Below are 18394 nucleotides of genomic sequence, written 5' to 3'. Positions count from 1 at the left end.
CTCAGTCGCGCAGCTCCAGCGTGCAGCACTTCACGCTGCCGCCGCCCTTGAGCAGCTCCGTCAGATCCATCGGGATCGGCTCGAAGCCGCGCGCCCGCAGCGGCGCGACCAGCCCGGCCGCCGCCTGCGGCAGCAGCACGTGGCGGCCGTCGCTGACCGCGTTGAGGCCGAGCGCGAGCGCGTCCTCCTCCCCCGCCAGCACGGCGTCGGGGAAGAGCCGGGCGAGGACGTCGCGGCTGCCCGGGGAGAACGCGGCCGGGTAGTACATGACGTCGGTGTCGGTGGAGTCGTCCAGGACGCACAGCGCGGTGTCGAGGTGGTAGAAGCGCGGGTCGACCAGGTCGAGGCCGACGACCGGGCGGCCCAGGTACTCCTGCGCCTCGGCGTGCGACTCCGGGCTGCTGCGGAAGCCGCGGCCCGCCAGGATCCAGGAGCGGGTGACGGCGAAGTCGCCCTCGCCCTCGTTGACGTGCTCAGGCAGGTGGTAGTCGGCGAAGCCGTGCGCGCGGAACCAGCGGCGCTGGGCGGCGGCCTCGCCGCTGCGCTGCGGGTACGCGAAGCGCGCGCCCAGCACGCGGCCGTCGACGACGAGCGCACCGTTGGCCGCGAAGACCATGTCCGGCAGGGCGGGGTCGGGCTCCAGCAGTTCCACGGTGTGGCCGAGGGAGCGCTGACGGGCGACCAGGTCCTCCCACTGCGCGAGCGCGAGCTGGAGGTCGACGGGTTTGGCGGGGTCCATCCACGGGTTGATGGAGTACGTGACGGCGAAGTGTGCCGGTGGGCACATCAGGTACCGGCGCGCCGAGGCTGTGCGCAACAACGAGGGCTCCTCACTGCTGACGTCCAAGCGCCGGCCCGCGGATCGCGCGCGCCGACGCACGTAACCGAATGGTGCCTGGTGAACGGCCGCGCGCGCAGTAGTGCGGCACGGGTGGCCGGGGTCGCGCCGCGGGGCGCGGAAGCGCGGACGAGGCGTGCGGCCCGCCAAAGGCGCATTTAGCGCGATACGCACAGGTGACCGGTGGTCACGTTTTCATCGCGTACGGCGCCGGGCGGGCGGCGGCCCCGTAGCCCGGGATCGGCCGCATCCGCGCAGGTCCGGGCGTACGGGCCGGGCCGCGGCGGGCCGCCGGGGCGGCACCCGGGCCCTCGGTACCGGAGGGCGGCACGCGGGCGGGATGGCATACCGTGGCACAGTATCGGCCTACGGGCACCCGCTGCGGTGGCAGCATGAGGATCGGGTCCCTAGGGACGACGGGCCGAGGTGAGGGGACGTATGGCACGGGTACGCAGGCTTCCGCAGTGGCTTCCCGGCACCCGCCGCGGCCGGACGCGCGGCAGTGCCGCCGCGGCGGAGCGCCTGCAGGCGGCCGCCGCGGAGCGCAGGGAACTGCTGCTCGCCGCCGCCGACGCGGGCCTGCCGCTGGCGCCCGCCGCGTACCCGGAGGGCTACGGCTGCTCCTGCGACCGCATCGGCTGTCCCTCCCCCGGCCGCCATCCCGTCTCCTTCGCCTGGCAGACGCAGGCCAGCGCCGACGCGCAGCGCGTCGAGCGGTGGCTCGCCGCCCAGCCCGAGGCCAACTTCATCACCGCCACGGGCCGCAGTCACGACGTGCTCGACGTGCCGCAGGAGGCGGGCACGCGGGCGCTGGCGCAGTTGGAGGGTGCGGGCATCGCGGTCGGTCCGGTGGCGGTCAGCCCGGAGCCGCCGGGGCCGGGGCGGATGCTGTTCTTCACCTCCACCCGCGGTACGCCGGAGGACGAGGACGAGTGGTGGCCCTGCGAGCTGGACTGCCGCCCGGAGACGATGGACGAGCACCCGGGGCTGCGCTGGCACTGCCGCGGCAGCTACGTGCTGGTGCCGCCGGCGCGGCTGCCGGGCGACGACGGCGTGACGTGGCTGCGCGGTCCCGAGCACCCGCTGCCGGACCCGCTGACGCTGCTGGAGGCGCTGACGGATGCGTGCGCGGCGTACGCGGGCGCGGAGCGTGAGCGCGAGGCGGCCTGGCCGCTGAGCTGAGGGGTACGCGCCGCGCCGGCCGACGGCAGGCGCGCGCACCGGGCCGGTATCCGCGCGCCGGGCCGACGGGTCGTACGCCGGGGCCGACGGCCCGTACCGCGTACGCGGCATTCCCCCGCGGTTCCGCCCCGCTCAGCTCCCCGCGGCGCCCACCAGCCCTTCCAGGCGGTTGTAGAAAACGATTCCGTCGCCCTTGTCCGCGCGCGGCGGCACCACCGCCGCCTGCTGCGAGACCCGCTCCATCGTCAGCGACTTCTCCGGCGTCCCCTGCCCCTTCATCAGCGGCTCGGCCGCCGCCGGCACCTCGACCTCGCGGCCCTCGGCCACCGTCTGCTTGACGAAGTGCCGGGTGCTGAACAGCACCAGCGCACCGCCGTCGGCGAGCCGCAGCGCGACCGGCGGGTACTCGGGGGTGGCCTCGTCGACGTACTGCGTGACGTACTCCGGCGTGCGCCGGTACTGATCGCGCGCGCCCACGCGCTCGGAGGTGTGCTGCCCCGGCGCGAAGTCGTCGCCCGCGCCGTCCTTCAGATATGCCGCGTACGTCTTGCCCAACTGCCCCGGCGCGACGGTCAGCCCGGCGGAGGCGCCCAGCGGCGCCCGGCGCACGTGGCCGTCCTCGTCCTCGGCGAACTCGCCGATCGCGGCCTGCTCGGTCTCGTCCAGGAGCGACAGGTGCGTGGCGTGCCAGCGCGCCTCGGGCCCCTCCTTGACGAAGACCAGGAGCCAGCGCAGCTCGTTGCGGTTGGTGAGGGTGTCGGCGACGAACCACCGCGGCCAGCCGCGCTGCTGGGGTATCAGATACCGGGTGTCGCTCAGCTCCAGCGGCTCGTAGTCGGGGTTGCCCTCCGGGTAGTCCGCCTTGCGCACCGTCAGGCCCGCCTGGTCGATCTCGCGGAGCCCGCCGGCCTCGATACGGGAGTTGACCTGGAGGTCGTAGTCCTCGTTGGCCTTGTTGTTCAGCTTCCCGAACCGGTCGAGGACGCGGCCCGCCTCGTCCTCGGTCACGGCGGGCTGGAGCACCTCCTCGCCGTGGACCGTGACGCAGCCCGTGAGGGTCAGCAGCGCGGCCAGCAACGGCACCGCGGCGACGGCCACCCGGAAGCGGCGTATCGGCATGATCTTTTTCTCCGACTCCTGCGCGGGGCCTGGGAACGGCGTCACCCTATCGGTTCCGCGGCCGGTCATCGGATCGGGACCGGATCTGCCGGGGCGGGCGTCCCGGCGGGCAGTGATTCGGCTCTCATTCGCCTCCGGAGGGCCAAAACCCTTCCCTGGGACGGGTTCGAGCGATCATCATGCTGCGCATGACATTCGGGGCAGCACTGAGCGAGTTGCGCAAAGCTCAGAAAACGGCGAAGGGCGTCTCGCTCTACTCGCGCTACGTCAACCGGCCGCTGGGGCGGGTGTTCGCGGCGGGCGCGTACGCCCTCGGGCTGCGGCCGAACCAGGTGACGCTGCTCAGCGCGGCGTTCACCGGCGCCGGGATCGCCGCCGTCGCGCTGGTGCGCCCCGGCTGGGGCCTGTCCTTCGCGGTGTACGCGCTGCTCGTCGTCGGCTTCGCCCTCGACTCGGCCGACGGCCAGTTGGCGCGGCTGCGCCGGGAGTCGAGCGCGGCCGGCGAGTGGCTCGACCACGTCGTCGACTGCGCGAAGGTCACCGCCGTGCACGCCGCCGTCCTCGTCTCGTTCTACCGGTTCTTCGACCTCTCGTCGGACGCCTGGCTGCTGCTGCCGCTCGGCTTCCAGCTCACGGCCGTGCTGATCTTCTGCGGCGGGCTGCTGGCCGACAAGCTCAAGCCGAAGCCCGCCCCGGGCACCGGCGCCGCGGCCGCCCCGCCGCCCTCGCGGCTGCGCGCGGTGGCGCTGCTGCCGGTGGACTACGGCGTTTTCTGCGTGGTGTTCCTGCTACTGGGCAGCGAAAGCGCCTTTCTCGCCGGTTATACGGCGCTGGCCGTGGCGGCGGCGCTGTTCCTGATCGCGTTTATGGCGAAATGGTTCCGGGAGCTGTCTGCGACGAGCTGACCGGGGCCTCGCGCGACCCGCGGTCCGAGAGCGCGTCGAGAGCGCGGCGCAGTTGGGTGCTCGACGTGTGCACGGTGTACGGGAAATAGACCACTTCCACGCCCACCGTCCTGAAGTCGGCCTCCAGCTTGTCCCCCTTGGGCGTGCCCCGCCAGTCGTCGCCCTTGAAGATCACGTCGAACCGGACCTGCTGCCAGGTCTCCAGCTTGTCGGGCACGGTCTCGACGAACGCGGCGTCCACGTGCCGGATGCTGCGTACGATCTCCAGCCGCTCGACCAGCGGCACGACCGGGGCGCGGCCCTTCGCCAACTGCGCCATCTCATCGGAGACCACGCCCGCGACGAGATAGTCGCAGCGGCTGCGTGCGTGCCTGAGGATGTTCAGGTGTCCGACGTGAAAGAGGTCGTAGACCCCAGGTGCATAGCCGACCGTGTGCGCCACGGCACCCCCCAAGTATTCCCCCTGATATGTGCGCAACCCCCAGCGCGCCAGGAGTGTCAACCATAACGGGCAGGTGCGGATAAGGTGCAACCCGGGCTTCGGGAAGGCAAACGAGGGGTGGCATGGTGACGCGGGTACTGCTGGTTTCGACCAACTATGCGCCGGAACAGGCAGGAATCGGGCCATATGCGACACAGATCGCGGAGCACTGGGCCGAGACCGGTCACGCCGAGGTGCATGTGCTGGCCGGCATGCCGCACTACCCGAACTGGCGCGTCGCCGAGGACTACCGCGGGGTCTGGCGCAAGGAGGAGGAGCGGGCCGGCGTCCGCCTGCACCGCCGCCGGCACTCCGTACCCGCGCGGCAGACCGCCGTACGGCGCGCGCTCTACGAGGCGTCGATCCTCGCCCACGGCATCGTCGCGCCGCCCCGCATGCCCGCACCGGACGCGGTCGTCGCGCAGTTGCCGAGCCTGGCCGGTGGCGCGCTCGGCGCCCGCCTCGCCCGCCGCCACGGGGTGCCGTACATACCGGTCGTCCAGGACCTGATGGGCGCCGCGGCGGCGCAGAGCGGCATCCGCGGCGGGGGTCGCGCGGCCGCGGCGGCGCGCGCGGTGGAGTCCCGGGTGCTGCGGCGGGCGTCGCTGGTCGGGGTGATCCACGAAACGTTCGTCCCGCGGGTGGCGGCGATGGGCGTGGACGAGAAGCGGATCCGGATCGTCCCCAACTGGTCCCACGTGACCGGGCCCACCAGGCCGCGCGCCGAGATGCGCGCCCTGCTGGGCTGGCGCGAGGGCCAGACCGTGCTGCTGCACTCCGGGAACATGGGGCTGAAGCAGGGCCTGGAAGTGCTCGTCGAGGCGGCCCGTACGGACCCGTCGCTGCGGGTCGTGCTGATGGGCGACGGCAACCAGCGCGCGCACCTGGCCGCGCTGGGCGCGGGACTGCCGAACCTGGACTTCCTGCCGCCCGCGGACTCCGCGGAGTTCACCGACGTGCTGGCCGCGGCGGACGTGCTGGCGGTCACGCAGCGCTCGTCGGTGCTGGACATGAGTGTGCCCTCGAAGCTCACCTCGTACTTCGCCGCGGGACGGCCCGTGGTCGCCTCGGTCGCCGACGGCGGGGGCACGGCGGAGGAGATGCGGCGCGCGGGCGCCGGGGTCGTGGTGCCGCCGGAGGACCCGGCGGCACTGCTGGAGGCGGTGCGCACGCTGGCCGGGGACCCGGAGGCGGCCGACGCGCTGGGGGCCGAGGGGCCGGTGTACGTACGGGAGCACCTGAGCAGCGAGGCGGGCCTGGGCCGGATCACGGCGCTGCTGGACGAGGCTCTGGACCTGGCGGCGAACGGGGCCGGGACCGGGTCGGCGGACGAGGCCGGGACCGGGGCGGCGGACGGGGCCGGAGAGCCGGTTGTCCACAACCGGCCGGTTATCCACAGGCGGAAGGCGGCCGGGGAGCCGGCCGGGGGGTCCGTCACGCATACTGACAAGACCGGTTGAGGGGGGCCGAGACCATGTCACAGCACGTTCCCGGCGAGAGCCACGCCATGCAGCCGCAGGACGAGCCCGACCTGCTGCGCGACCAGTTCCGGCAACTGCTGCGCTACCGCGGGATGATCGTCCTGGGCGTCGTCCTCGGGCTGCTCGGCGGCGGGTGGATCGCCCTCGCCTCCGGCGACGAGTACATCGCGTCCAGCGAGGTCACGCTCCGCCAGGTCAGCCTCGACCCCTTCTCCTCCGGCAGCGACGCGACTGCCATCAAGGAGAACATCGGCACGGAGCGGCAGACCGCCGCGAGCAACGCGGTCGCCAAGATCGTCGCCGACGATGTGGGCCACCCCGAGGACGGCGAGAAGCTCCAGCACGGCCTCCAGGTCACCAACCCGCCGAACACGCTGGTGCTCCGCTTCGACTACAGCGCCGACGACCCCGAGACCGCCGCCGAGCGCTCCAACGCCTTCGCCGCCGCCTATCTCGCGTACCGCGAGGACAAGAGCAAGCGGACGATCGACAACATGGTCGAGGCGTACGACGACCAGGTCAAACCGCTGATCTCGGAGCGGGACACGCTCGACGACGAGATCGAGTCGCTCGGCGAGGGCCGGGCGCTGGAATCGGCGCTGTCCGCGCGCTCCTCGCTCAGCCAGAGCATCGGCCAGATCACCGCCGACCGCGCCAAGCTCCAGGCCCTGGACACCACCCCGGGGCACGTCGTGCGGGACGCCACGCCGCCCGCCGAGCCGGCGGGGCCCGGCATCTTCATGCTGCTGGGGCTCGGCGCCGCGTTCGGCGTGGGCCTCGGGCTGCTCGTCGCCTGGGTACGGCTGGTCTTCGACCCCACGGCGCGCTCGGAGAGCGATGTCGTACGGGCGCTGCACGCCCCGGTGCTGGGCACCCTGCCGCGCACCCGCAGACCCGGCGGGCTGCTGGCCACCGGCAGGGTCGCCGAGGAGTACCGCTCGATGGCCTTCCGGCTGGCGTACGACCAGCGCTTCGCCGACCGGCGGCGGCTGCTGGTGGTGGCGCCGCGCGGCAGCATAGACATCCCCGCCGCGGTCTCGGTCAACCTGGCCGCGTCGTTCGTGGAGATGGGGCACGAGGTGCTGCTCGTCGAGGCGGACCTGCGCACGCCGAGCCTGTCGGCCCGGCTCAGCGCCGCCGACGGGGTGCGGCCCGGCTGGGCCCGTACGCCGGCGCGCGGTGACGGCGGCTGGCCGACGGGCCTGCAGATACCGATCGACGCGGGCGAGTCCGGGGCCTTCGACCTCATCCCCGGCACCCGGGTGCGCAACGCCGCGCGGGCCCTGACGTCCGCCCCTGCCACGCAGTTGATCTCGGAGGCGGACGCCCCGGGCTCGGTCGTGGTGGTGCTGGCGCCTGCCGTGCTGTCGTACGCGGACGCGCTGGCGCTCGCCGACCGGGTCGACGGCGTGCTCGTCGTCTGCGACCCGCGGCAGGTGCACCGCGAGGACCTGGCGCGCATCCGCGAGCTGATATCGGGCGCGGGCGGCACGGTGCTCGGCGCGGTGCTGCACTCGCACGGCAGCGGCGAGCCCGACGCGGGCGGGCGCGGCCGGTCCGGCAGAGGCGGGGGCCGTGGCGGCGAGGCCGGCGCGGGCACGGGGGTGCCGGCGCCGCCGGCCGAGGCCACGGGGGCGGACTACCCGGCCGACAGCCGGGCCGTGCGCTCCTCGCGGCGGTAGATGCGCGCCCGCTGGGCGATCGCCTCCTCCGTCGCCGACCAGGGTGTGGCGGCGCTGACGAACATCGCCGTGCTGGTGGTCGCGGCGCGGGAGTCGTCGGCGGAGGGGTTCGCGGTCTTCTCCCTCGTCTACATGACGTTCACCGTCGTGCTCGGCGTGCAGAGCAGCTTCGTGGGCCAGGCGCTGGTGCTGGAGCGCGAGGGCGGCACGAACGGCAAGGCGGGCGCGGGCGGTTCGGGTGTGGGGCCCGACGGGGCCGACGCCACCGCAGAGGGGCCGGTCATCCCGTCCTGGGCGGAGCCCGACCCCGATGCGCCGCGCCCGCCGCCCACCGGAGTCGCGTCCGCGTGCCGGTCCGCGGTGACGTTCTCGGCGCTTTCGTCCACCGTGGTCGGCAGCACCGCGGCGCTGCTGCTCGCGCTGGTGCCGGGCGAGCTGGCGCACGGTCTCGCCATGCTCGGCCTGGTGCTGCCCGTCGTGCTTCTGCACGACGTGCTGCGCTACTGCTTCGCCGCGCTCCGGCTGCCGCACCACGCGCTCCTCGCCGACCTGCTGCGGCTCGTCGTCGCCGTCCCGGCGCTGGTGCTGCAGCCGGACGGCTCGTCCCCGGCCCGGCTCATCGCCGTGTGGGGCGCGTCCGCGCTGCCCGCGCTGCTGCTCTGCCTGGCGCTGGCCGCGTACCGGCTCCGCGGCGCCCGTGGCGACTGGCGCCGCTATCTGCGCCGGGGGCACCTGGGCCGCCGGTTCGTGGTGGAGTTCGCGGTGGGCAACGGCGCGACGCAGTTGTCGGTCATCGGCCTCGGGCTCGTCGCCAGCCAGCTCGCGGTCGGCGCGCTGCGCGGCGCGACGACCCTGTACGGGCCGATGAACGTCCTCTACAACTCGGCGACTTCCTTCGGCCCGCCGGTGATGAACCGGATCCCGAACCTGCGCAGCAAGCTCCGCTCCGCCACCGCCCTCGCCGTCCTGCTCGCCGGCACCGCCGCCGCCTGGACGACGGTGCTCGTCCTGCTGCCCGACTCCGCAGGACGCGAACTCCTCGGCGACACCTGGGCGTCGACGTCCTCGCTGCTGCCCGCGACCGGCAGTCAGTACGCGGGCATAGCGCTGGGCACCAGCGCGCTGCTCACGCTGCGCGTGCTGCGCCCGGAGAGCACGCTGCCGATCCAGGTCGTCTTCTCCCTGCTCTCGGTCGGCTGCATGCTCACCGGCTACGCCGTGGGGGGCGTGCTCGGGGCCGCCTGGGGCCTGTGCGCCGGTTCCGCGCTGAAGGCCGCGGCCCTGTGGCTCAGGGTCGCGGCCGTCAGCCGCTCGCTCGCCGCGGCCGGCCCGGGCGGCCCGGGCGGTCCAGGCGGTTCGGACAGCCTGGGCGGCCCGGATGGCACCGCCGGGTCGGGCGGCGGTGCCGGGTCCGCGCCCGCGGCCGGCCCCGCGCCCGCCGGCGGGACCGTCACACCCGGTGCAGTCCCGGCCGCCCGGCCTCGATCGCATAGGAAGCCGCGGTCGCGACCGGGGCGCCTTCGGTGGTGATGTACGGCACGACGCGGAAGTCCGCGCGGCACTGCTCGCGGTCCAGCGCGACGGTCACGTAGCCGCGGCGGCCGTCGTAGAACCGCAGGTGCGGGTTGGCCTGCGTGAGCCGGTCGTAACTCGCGGGCCGCTCGGCGCCGTTGCCGCCGCTGCTGATCGAGGTGGCGACGATCTCGCTGGCGACGACGGGCGCGTCCGGTGCCGCGTAGTCGCGCTTGACGTCCATCGCGTAGTGCACGTGCACGTCGCCCGTAAGGACGACGAGGTTCTCCACCCCCGCCGCCTCGGCCGCGTCCAGGAACCGGGTGCGGGCGGCGGTGTAGCCGTCCCAGGCGTCCATGCTCACGGTGTACGTGTCGATCGGCTCGCTGCGCCGCTCGGCCAGCACGACCTGCTGCGGCACGATGTTCCACCGCGCCCGCGAGTCGCGCCAGCCGTCCGCGAGCCAGTGCTCCTGCCGCTCGCCGAGCATCGTGCGCGCCGGGTCGTCCGCGTCGCCCCCCGGCCGCGCCCAGGCGCCGCCGAACGCCTGGTCGCTGCGGTACTGCCGGCCGTCGAGGACGTCGAACTGCGCCAGCGTGCCGTAGTGCAGCCGCCGGTACAGCCGCAGGTCGGCGCCGCGCGGGCGCTGCGGCCTGCGGAGCGGCTGGTTCTCCCAGTACGCCCGGTAGGCGGCGGCCCGGCGGACGAGGAACTCGTCGGGCGGCAGGTTGTCCTGGGAGATGGCGCCCGCGTAGTTGTTCTCGACCTCGTGGTCGTCCCAGGTGAGGATCCAGGGGTGGGCGGCCTGGGCGGCGCGCAGGTCGGCGTCGCTGCGGTAGAGCGCGTAGCGCAGCCGGTAGTCCTCCAGCGTGACCGTCTCGTGGTTGAAGACGGCGGGGAGGGTGCCGGCGGGGTAGGCGCGGCTGCCGCCGGTGGAGGAGACGGCGCCCTCGTAGATCCAGTCGCCGAGGTGGAAGACGGCGTCGAGGTCCTCGTTCGCGAGGTGCTTGAAGGCGGTGTAGTAGCCGCCGGGGTAGTTCTGGCAGGCGACCACGCCGAAGCGCATGGCCGAGTTGCGCGCGTGCTGCGGGGGCGCGGTGCTCGTACGGCCGACGGGGCTGATCCAGGGGCCGAGCCGGAAGCGGTAGTAGTACGGGCGTCCCGGCGCAAGCCCCTCCACCTCGACGTGCACGGTGTGGTGGAACTCGGGGTGGGCCAGCTCCCGGCCGCGCCGGACGACCCGGCGGAAGCCCTCGTCGTGGGCGATCTCCCAGTCGACGAGGAACGGAACCGGCGGCATCCCGCCGTCGGGCTCGAACGCCGCGGGCGCGAGCCGGGTCCACAGCACCACGCCGTCGGGGGCCGGGTCGCCGGAGGCGACGCCGAGGGTGAAGGGCTCCTGGCGTACCGTCCCCGGGTCCGCCGGCTCGTCCGCGTGGGCCTGCGGCAGGCCCACGGAGAAGGCGAGCGCGGCGGCGGCACCGGTGACGGTGAAGAAGCGGCGGCGGCTCACGTGTGCCGCGGCGGCACGCAGGGCGTCCTGCGGGTTGGGAGGCGTCATGCGCGGTATTGCAATTGCTGGGGGCAACCGCTGTCCATACCCGGCGCGTCGGTCAGGTGACAGAGCGTTGACGTCTAGGGCGGATTCCAGGCGAACTGACGTTCATGTGATCGCGCCATACACTCACGGCATGGCCGAGGTGATCGCGAAGGACGGTAGCTGGGAGTTCGACGGCGACAGCATACGGATCGTCCCGGGCCGCGATCGGGGGGTGCACAAGCTGCGGCAGTTGCTCGGCGAGGTCACCGTGCCGCTGCCGGCGGTGGCGGGGATCGCGTACGAACCGGGGCGCAAGGGCGGGGTGTTGCGGCTGCGGCTGCGCGACGGCGCCTGCCCGCTGCTCCGGGCCGCGGGCGGCCGGCTGCCGGAGGCGGCGAACCCGTACCTGCTGCGTCCCGAGCGCGACCGGGGCGGGGTGGCGGAGTACTTCGCGGAAGAGGTGCGCAGAGCACTGTTGTTGGACCAGGTGCCGGACGGCCCCGCCGACCGCTACCTGCTGCCGGGCCCCGCGGTGCCGCTGACCGTGTCCGGCATGGACGGCAACGCGACGTTCGACGGCGAGCAGATCCGGGTGGAGTGGAAGGGCCTGGTCGAGGAGGTCAAGAAGGCCACGGGGAACAGGACGATCCGGCTCGCCGACCTGGCGGCCGCGGAGTGGATGCCGGCCGCGGGCATGGGCATGGGCGGCCTGCGGTTCCGGCCGCGGGGGACGGTGGTCTTCCTCGCCGTGGACAAGGACCCGCACACGCTGGCGCTGTGGGGGACGAAGCGGGAGGTGGGCGAGGCGGTGCTGCTGGCGGCGGCGGTGACCGTACGGCTGCCGCACCCCCAAGCGCCGGAGGACGCGGCGGTCGGCGGGCCGCGGCAGGCCCCCGCGGAGCTGACCGCGGCCGGTGAGGAACCGGCGGACGCGGTGCCGCCGGAGTTCCGCAAGGAGCCGCCCGCGGCGGCCGCGGCGCCGCCGGAGGCGTCCGCGGCTTCGGAGGCGGCGGTCGCCGCGGTTCCGGGCGACGACCACGACGCGGTGCTGCGCCGGCTGCGCGAGCTGGGCGAGTTGCACGCCGCCGGGGTGCTGACGGACGAGGAGTTCGCAGCCGCGAAGCGGGCAATCCTGCAGCGCATGGGCGGTAACGGCTGACAACGCACGCCACCCGGTCCGCAGTTGGCGAAAACTTGGGCCGGAATTAAACGTTCTACGCTCTTCACTCCAGCCCCACAGGCCCCAATAATCAAGCCCCATGACTATTTACGACTCGATCGGCGGGGAGACGGCGGTCTCGACCGCCGTGGACAACTTCTACGACCGAGTGCTCGACGACCCGGAGCTGAAGCCGTTCTTCGACGGCATCGACGTCCAGCGCCTCAAGCGCCACCAGCGCGCCTTCATCGGCGCCGCCCTCGGGGGCCCCGGCGGCTACAACGGCCGCGGCATGCGGAAGGCCCACGAGGGGCTCGGCATCACGCCGGCCCACTTCGAGCGGGTCGTCGACCATCTGACGGCCACGCTCGTCGGCCTCGGCGTGCCGGACGAGACCGTGAAGACCATCGGCGCCACTCTGGAGCCGCTGCGCGCGGACATCGCCCAGGAGGCGTAGCGCAGGCGCGGAACTTACTCTGCCCGCATGACCGACCTCGGCGGGCTGCCGCACGTCCCGCCCATGCTGGCGGTCTCCGGCAGCCTGCCGACGGCCGCCGCGGACCCCTCGTGGGCGTACGAGCTGAAGTGGGACGGCATCCGCGCCGTCGCCTACGCCCCCGGCGACGGCTCGCTGACGCTGCTCACCCGCAACGACAACGACGTCACCGCCCGCTACCCCGAGCTGGCCCCGCTCGGCGAGGCCCTCGCCGCCGCCGGGCACGCCTGCGTGCTCGACGGCGAGATCGTCGCGCTGGGCGCCGACGGCCGCCCGTCCTTCGGCGCGCTCCAGCGCCGCATGAACCTCACCCGCGGCGCCGTGATCGCCCGCCTCGCCACCGAGGTGCCGGTCGACTACATGGTGTTCGACGTGCCATACCTCGACGGCGAGTCCACCCTGCGCCTCCCGTACCGCGAACGCCGCGCGCTCCTCACCGACCTGCGCCTCGAAGGACCGCACTGGCGCACGCCCCCGCACTGGGAGGGCCACGGCGCCGAGGCGTGGGAGATGACCAGGCGGTACGGGCTGGAGGGGCTGCTCGCGAAGCGGCTGGCGTCGCCGTATCTGCCGGGGCGGCGCAGCGACCTCTGGCTGAAGATCAAGAACGTCCGCACCCAGGAGGTCGTCGTCGGCGGCTGGACGGAGGGCGCGGGCAGCAGGTCGGACGCGGTGGGCGGGCTGCTGATGGGCGTGTGGACGGAGGACGGCGAGCTGGCCTACGCGGGCACGGTGGGCAGCGGCTTCTCCCGGCACGCGCTGGAGGTGCTGCGGGAGCGGCTGGCGGGCCTGGCCCGAGACACGAGCCCGTTCGCGGGCCCGGTGGCGGACCGGCACGTGCGGGCGGGCGGCGCGGTGCACTGGGTGGAGCCGGAGCTGGTGGGGGAGGTCGCGTACGGGGAGTGGACGGCGACGGGCGTACTGCGGCACCCGGTGTGGCGGGGGCTGCGGCCGGACAAGGGCCCGGAGGAGGCGCGGCGGGAGGCATAGCGGGGCTCCTGTGAGGGACGGCCCGCGTACGGCCCGGGTAGCCGCACGCCCCCCCGCACCCCGGCCCGCCGCGTGCCCGGCGCCCCGAGCACGCCGGGCACGCGGGCCGGGGCGCGTCCGCCGGCCGCCGAGGGTACGGCGGTACGGTACGCGCCCGCGACCGGCGGCAGGGATCGTTCGCTATCCGCGGTGACGACGCGCACCGCGCCGCTCGACCTGCGGAGTCATCCTGCTCCGCTGGGACTTGGCGTCGTTGTGCGCCGCCGCCGAGGACTGCCGCCGGGCTTCCTCGACGCGCTCGTTCCGGGCGTTCATCGCCTCCTGGAACGCGGCGTTCCCACCATGCCGGTGCCTGGTGGAGTCGTGCTTGTGGTGCTTGGCCATGACCGACGCCTCCTCATGAGCCTGTCGAACGTGTCGGTCAATCTCCACTGTCCCACGAATGGACTAATCAGTCATATCCGGCAGGTCGTAGTGATCGCCGAGCAGCGGCGCCAGCAGGTCACCGTGCGCGGCGATGCGCTCCGTCACGTCGCCGGGGAGGAAGACCAGCTCGTCGGGATCCGCGCACGCCTCCACTTCGTCCCAGGTCAGCGGGGTGGACACGGTCGGCCGGGCCTTGGCGCGCAGCGCGTACGGGGCGACGGTGGTCTTCGCCCGCGAGTTCTGACTCCAGTCGACGAAGACCTTCCGCGGGCGCAGCTTTCGCGCCATCCGGTGCAGGATCAGCTCCGGGTGCTCCTGCTCCAGCCGCCGGGCCAGGGACTTCGCGTACGCGCTGGTGGCCTCGGCGGAGGCGGGGGCGAGGGGCACGTACAGGTGCAGGCCCTTGGAGCCGGAAGTCTTCGGCCAGGCGTCGAGCCCGTCGGCGCGCAGCGCCTCGCGCACGAGCAGCGCGGCGCGGCAGCACTCGACGACGGTGGCGGGCGCGCCCGGGTCGAGGTCGAAGACGATCCGGTCGGCGAGCCGTTCGTCCACCCTGACCGGCCCCGCCGGCTCCGCGCCGGGGTCCACCGCCTTCCACTGCGGCACGTGCAGCTCAAGCGCGGCGAGGTTCGCGGCCCAGAGCAGGGTCGGCAGGTCCTGGACGAGCACGTGGTGCACGGTGCTCCGGGTCAGCTCCACATCCGCGACGCTCACCCATTCAGGCGTGCCCGCGGGGGCGTTCTTGGCGAAGAAGCGCTGCCCGTCCACGCCGTCCGGGAAGCGCAGGAAGGAGGCGGCCCGGTCGCGCACGTGCGGCAGGAGGACGTCGGCGACTTGGGCGTAGTAGTGCAGCGCCTCGCCCTTGGTGAAGCCGTACTCGGGCCACAGCACCTTGTCGAGGTTGCTGAGCTTCAGGCGGCGTCCTTCGACCTCGGTGACCGGCATATGCTGAACCTCCGGGAGAGAGGACATATGGATGAAATCTATATGGAAGGGTGCGATCTCCTTCGGGTTGGTCAGCATTCCGGTCCAGCTCTACTCCGCCACCGAGGAGCGCGGCGTCTCCTTCCGGCAGGTGCACGCGGCGGACGGCGGCCGGATCCGCTACCGGCGGTTCTGCGAGCTGGAGGACCGCGAGGTGCAGTACGCGGAGATCACCAGGGCGTACGAGACGGAGGACGGCGAACTCGTCGTGCTCACCCCCGAGGACCTCGCCGAGCTGCCGCTGCCCAGCAAGAAGATCATCGACGTGGTCGGCTTCGAGGAGGTCGGCTTCTTCGACCCCATCCAGTTCTCCCGCGCGTACTACGTCAAGGCCGCGGACACCGCGGCGGCCAAGCCGTACGTCCTGCTCCGCGAGGCGCTGAAGCGCTCGGGGCGGGTGGCGGTGGTCAAGGTCGCGCTCCGCAACCGGGAGGCGCCCGCTCTCGTACGGGTGCTGGAGGAAGAGGACGTACTCGTCCTGCACACGATGCTCTGGCCGGACGAGGTGCGCTCGGCGCAGGCGGTGGCGCCGGACGAGAAGGTGACCGTGCGCCGGCAGGAGCTGGACATGGTCGACTCGCTGATGGACGCGCTCGGCGGCTACGACCCGGAGGAGTTCACGGACGAGTACCGCGAGGCGGTCGAGGCGCTGGTGGCGAGCAAGGAGGGGATCGCACCGCTGCCGAAGGAGGCGGCGGCCGGCGAGGAGCGGGGGCAGGTGATCGACCTGATGTCGGCGCTGGAGGCGAGCGTCCAGGCGGCGAGGGACAAGCGCGGGGGGACGGCGGCGCCGCGGAAGAAGGCGGCGGCGAAGAAGACGGCCGCGAAGAAGACCGCGGAGACGAAGACGGCGGGGACGAAGAAGACGGCGGGGACGAAGAAGACGGCGGCGAAGAAGACCGGTGCGGCGGGGACGAAGACCGGGACGGCGGGGAAGAAGACAGCGGCGAAGACGGCGGGGAAGAAGACGGCCAAGAAGACGGCGAAGAAGCCGGGCAAGGCAGCCTGAGGAAGACGGGGCCCGCGGAGGCGCCCCCGAGCCGCCGAAGCCCACGGGGGGGGAACGCCCCGCAGAGCCGGAGTACGGGGGCCCGCACATGGGCGGGCCCCCGTACTGGAGGCATGGCGCGAACGCGGCCGTGGTCAGAACCAGCGACCGCGCCCCTTGCCCTCACCGATGTCCTCGGCGGCGCCGGGGGTGTCGGCGGTCTCGGGCGCGGCGGCGTGCCCGGAGGTGCCGCTGCTCTCCTCCTGCTGCTGGCGGCGGGCGCCTTCGCGCAGGTCGTAGCCTTCCTGCACCTCGCGGACGCTCATCGACGAGCCCGAGCCTGCCGGCACGTTCTCGACGATCTCCTCGGTCTTGAGGACGGTCTCGAAGGTCTGGGTGTCCTCGATCCGCCGGGTGCCGACGTCGGCGACGGCGTAGGGCTCGGACACCTTGTGGACGACGACCTCGGCGTCTTCGCCGTAGAGCGGGACCTTCACGCTGCGCTCCACGAACTCGTGGTGGTCGCCGGCGATCAGATTGCCGTCCTTGCCGTCGACGTCGCTGCGCCGTACGACGCACTCGTCGTGGCCGCGCGTGACCTCGAACCGCTGCGGGGTCTCCCGGACGCGGATCGTGACCTCGGCCTCGCCCATGGGCTGCCGCCGGTCGACGGGCTCGACCTGGAGCCGCTCGCGGTACGCGACGACGCGCTGGTCCTCCGCCGCGCCGCCACGCCGCGCGTTCTCGGGCTGCTGACCGCGTCGGCTCTGCTCGCCCTGGCCGCCGCCGCCCGCCGCAGCGGCGGCGTCGGTCTCACGCCCTACCCCCGCGGCTTCCGCGGCCTTGCCACTGCCGCCACTGGCTGTGTTCCTGTCGGTCTGCACAGTTCCTCCCGCTGGTGGTGCGTGCAGGGATAGAAGCGGTCCGCCGACTTGATTTCGACGAAACCGGCATATCACCCATGTAACGCCTCCGCCGTTCAGGTGTCGACCGGAGGGAGTAATCCGCAGCTCGCACGCGACTCAGCGCCGCGCGCCACCGCCGCGCTCACCCCGGGACGCCCGATCGGCCCGCTTCCGCAACCGGGCCCGCCCGATCTCACGGAGTTGCGGATCGGCGTCGATGGCCTGATCCCGCTCGTCGTCGTACGCGTCACGCGCCGGCTGCTCCTCACCCCGGCCGCCGTCTTCACGACCGGAACCACTGGTCGGACGCTTGTCGGTATGCATGGGTGGCCTCCCGCCGGAGGTAGGGGTAATCGCGGCTTCCCCGGGGGTGACGAACCGGGGGAAGCCCGGCGATTCCATGAAAACGCGAGGGGATGGGCGTGTCGAACGGAGGGGGTGGGGGCGTGGGGCGGGGGCTGTGGGGGCTGGCTGTGGGGGCTGTGGACTGTACGGGGGCGTGGGGGATGCGGAGGCTGTGGACCGTACGGGGGCGTGGGGGATGCGGGGGCGGGAGTGGCGTCGGGCAGCCGGGCGGGGGCTGTGTCGGGGGAGCCGGGGATGGCGGGGAGCCGGGGGGTGTCGGGGCAGCCGCGGGGAGGACGCTCCGGCCGCCCGGGGGGGGCGGTGCCGGGGCAGCCTGGGGGACGTCCCGGGCGTCGGGCGGGGCGTCGGCGCCGGAGGGTCCCGAACCGTACGGCCGCTCGCCGGTCGGGGTGCAGCTCGGCGACGGGCTGGCCCGGGGAGCAGGTGCACCCCGCACCACCGGGGGCGTCGGGCCCAGGCGCCTCGCGGGCGAACCGGCCTACGTGGGGTTTGGAGCATCGGGCCCCCTCGCCTGCGGCGACGTGCGTAGCCACCCGGCCTCCGCCGCCGGCGACCGACCGCACGACGAAACTCCCCGCACCGCCCCCGGCCGCCGAAGGCGAACCCGAAGGGCGACTCCCCGAACGCGAAGCACACTCCCAGCCAACGGCGCACCGCCGCCCGGCCCGTGGCATCCCGAGCGGAGAAATCCGGCCGTAACTCGCGGTAACACCCCCCGATCCACCCCGAATCGGCCCCCGAGCACCGACTTTCGCCCCCTCAGACGCACGCGGCCCGGCAACACCGCCGAGGGCTCGCCGGAATGCACGCCACCGGCACGAACTCAGGAAGACCGACCGGCCAAACCGGGCCAATTCGCTCATATGGCCCGAGTTTCGCCCCAAAAGGCGCACGCCCACCCCCGAGGAGCATGAAGGCGCATGGCAAGCGAGACAAGCGCACGCAGCGGACACAAACTCTCGACGCCGCCCCACCTAAACCTACTCAAATCGCCCACAGGAGCCGACTTTTGCGCAACGGGGCGTGCTGGGCTCGGCCCCGGACGCCCGGGGCGGCGCCCAACTCCGCCCCCGGGTCCGTGCGCCAGATCGTCCTCAGGGCCCCGGCCCCCGGGGCGCCGGATGCGGACGGCGGACCGGCTCGGTCCTCGTCCGGAACCGGGGCCTTCCGCGTGCAGTTGAGCCCCTGCTCCGGTGGGTCGGCCCTCGTCACGGGATGACGATCCGTACGCCGCTTCAAGGAACGCCGCTCCCTCCGGGCCACCCATAGCCGCCCGTCTTTCGGGCCGGAGTCCGGTGTCAAGGGTGGGGCGAAGCCCCATCGCGAAGCGACGCTCCACG

17 protein-coding genes are annotated in these 18394 nt (G+C 73.6%); 9 read left to right on the top strand and 8 right to left on the bottom strand.

Translation table 11 applies throughout. The features are described from left to right. Window position 1 precedes the first annotated feature (1 nt). The gene (gene ddaH / locus ACFYVJ_RS33395) at window positions 2–817 is read right to left on the bottom strand and encodes a dimethylargininase (protein ID WP_101424848.1); all 816 of its coding nucleotides are present in this window, start codon (window positions 815–817) and stop codon (window positions 2–4) included. Between the two features lie 459 nt (window positions 818–1276). On the opposite strand from ddaH, the gene ACFYVJ_RS33390 reads away from it, so the two are divergent. Next, the gene (locus ACFYVJ_RS33390) at window positions 1277–2020 is read left to right on the top strand and encodes a bifunctional DNA primase/polymerase (RefSeq protein WP_388899798.1); all 744 of its coding nucleotides are present in this window, start codon (window positions 1277–1279) and stop codon (window positions 2018–2020) included. Between the two features lie 132 nt (window positions 2021–2152). Here the strand turns inward: ACFYVJ_RS33390 and ACFYVJ_RS33385 are convergent, their stop codons facing one another. Next, window positions 2153–3139 carry a hypothetical protein gene (locus tag ACFYVJ_RS33385; protein ID WP_388899795.1) on the bottom strand — a complete coding sequence of 329 codons (987 nt, stop codon included), beginning with the start codon at window positions 3137–3139 and terminating at the stop codon, window positions 2153–2155. Window positions 3140–3327: 188 nt separating this feature from the next. Between ACFYVJ_RS33385 and ACFYVJ_RS33380 the strand changes: the two genes are divergently transcribed. Further along, the gene (locus ACFYVJ_RS33380) at window positions 3328–4044 is read left to right on the top strand and encodes a CDP-alcohol phosphatidyltransferase family protein (protein WP_388899792.1); all 717 of its coding nucleotides are present in this window, start codon (window positions 3328–3330) and stop codon (window positions 4042–4044) included. Here ACFYVJ_RS33380 and ACFYVJ_RS33375 read toward each other — a convergent pair. Continuing rightward, window positions 4004–4486, bottom strand: a complete 483-nt coding sequence (locus ACFYVJ_RS33375; RefSeq protein WP_388899789.1) for an adenylyltransferase/cytidyltransferase family protein — start codon at window positions 4484–4486, stop codon at window positions 4004–4006. The two genes, ACFYVJ_RS33380 and ACFYVJ_RS33375, sit on opposite strands and share 41 nt — an antisense overlap. Before the next feature lie 122 nt (window positions 4487–4608). Here ACFYVJ_RS33375 and ACFYVJ_RS33370 point away from each other — a divergent pair, with 122 nt between their 5' ends. From ACFYVJ_RS33370 to ACFYVJ_RS33360, 3 genes are read left to right on the top strand one after another with little or no spacing between them, the layout of a single operon-like run. Next, entirely contained in the window at window positions 4609–5985 is a 1377-nt protein-coding gene (locus tag ACFYVJ_RS33370) for a glycosyltransferase family 4 protein (RefSeq protein ID WP_388899786.1), read from the top strand. Window positions 5986–6032: 47 nt separating this feature from the next. Continuing rightward, the gene (locus ACFYVJ_RS33365) at window positions 6033–7688 is read left to right on the top strand and encodes a lipopolysaccharide biosynthesis protein (RefSeq protein WP_388899859.1); all 1656 of its coding nucleotides are present in this window, start codon (window positions 6033–6035) and stop codon (window positions 7686–7688) included. Further along, a complete protein-coding gene (locus ACFYVJ_RS33360; RefSeq protein ID WP_388899783.1) occupies window positions 7689–9218 on the top strand; it encodes a hypothetical protein in 1530 nt (509 codons plus the stop codon). Here ACFYVJ_RS33360 and ACFYVJ_RS33355 read toward each other — a convergent pair. Continuing rightward, window positions 9139–10761: an alkaline phosphatase D family protein gene (locus ACFYVJ_RS33355; RefSeq protein ID WP_388899780.1), complete on the bottom strand. Its 1623-nt coding sequence runs from the start codon at window positions 10759–10761 to the stop codon at window positions 9139–9141. The genes ACFYVJ_RS33360 and ACFYVJ_RS33355 overlap by 80 nt on opposite strands. Before the next feature lie 130 nt (window positions 10762–10891). Between ACFYVJ_RS33355 and ACFYVJ_RS33350 the strand changes: the two genes are divergently transcribed. The 3 genes from ACFYVJ_RS33350 (at window position 10892) to ligD (ACFYVJ_RS33340) (ending at window position 13385) form a co-directional block, all read left to right on the top strand. Continuing rightward, window positions 10892–11899: a DUF4429 domain-containing protein gene (locus ACFYVJ_RS33350; protein WP_388899777.1), complete on the top strand. Its 1008-nt coding sequence runs from the start codon at window positions 10892–10894 to the stop codon at window positions 11897–11899. 100 nt (window positions 11900–11999) lie between these two features. Then, window positions 12000–12356, top strand: coding sequence for a group 1 truncated hemoglobin (locus ACFYVJ_RS33345; RefSeq protein WP_101424839.1), 357 nt, complete (start codon window positions 12000–12002; stop codon window positions 12354–12356). Window positions 12357–12383: 27 nt separating this feature from the next. Further along, a complete protein-coding gene (gene ligD / locus ACFYVJ_RS33340) occupies window positions 12384–13385 on the top strand; it encodes a non-homologous end-joining DNA ligase (RefSeq protein ID WP_388899774.1) in 1002 nt (333 codons plus the stop codon). 180 nt (window positions 13386–13565) lie between these two features. Here the strand turns inward: ligD (ACFYVJ_RS33340) and ACFYVJ_RS33335 are convergent, their stop codons facing one another. Both ACFYVJ_RS33335 and ligD (ACFYVJ_RS33330) read right to left on the bottom strand, forming a co-directional pair. Beyond that, on the bottom strand, window positions 13566–13769 hold the full coding sequence (locus ACFYVJ_RS33335; protein ID WP_388899771.1) for a hypothetical protein: 204 nt from the start codon (window positions 13767–13769) through the stop codon (window positions 13566–13568). Window positions 13770–13832: 63 nt separating this feature from the next. Next, window positions 13833–14756: a non-homologous end-joining DNA ligase gene (gene ligD / locus ACFYVJ_RS33330; protein WP_388899768.1), complete on the bottom strand. Its 924-nt coding sequence runs from the start codon at window positions 14754–14756 to the stop codon at window positions 13833–13835. Window positions 14757–14787: 31 nt separating this feature from the next. On the opposite strand from ligD (ACFYVJ_RS33330), the gene ACFYVJ_RS33325 reads away from it, so the two are divergent. After that, window positions 14788–15804 carry a Ku protein gene (locus ACFYVJ_RS33325; protein ID WP_388899765.1) on the top strand — a complete coding sequence of 339 codons (1017 nt, stop codon included), beginning with the start codon at window positions 14788–14790 and terminating at the stop codon, window positions 15802–15804. A 134-nt stretch (window positions 15805–15938) separates the two neighbouring features. On the opposite strand, the gene ACFYVJ_RS33320 is transcribed toward ACFYVJ_RS33325, so the two are convergent. Together ACFYVJ_RS33320 and ACFYVJ_RS33315 are read right to left on the bottom strand one after the other, a co-directional pair. Next, window positions 15939–16667, bottom strand: a complete 729-nt coding sequence (locus tag ACFYVJ_RS33320) for a DUF2382 domain-containing protein (RefSeq protein WP_388899762.1) — start codon at window positions 16665–16667, stop codon at window positions 15939–15941. 138 nt (window positions 16668–16805) lie between these two features. Further along, window positions 16806–17012, bottom strand: a complete 207-nt coding sequence (locus ACFYVJ_RS33315) for a hypothetical protein (RefSeq protein ID WP_388899759.1) — start codon at window positions 17010–17012, stop codon at window positions 16806–16808. Window positions 17013–18394: the final 1382 nt, after the last annotated feature.

Origin of the sequence: Streptomyces sp. NPDC004134 (genome assembly GCF_042874195.1) — a bacterium.
In the GTDB taxonomy this organism is placed as follows: domain Bacteria; phylum Actinomycetota; class Actinomycetes; order Streptomycetales; family Streptomycetaceae; genus Streptomyces.
This window is presented reverse-complemented; position numbering and strand designations above follow the sequence as displayed.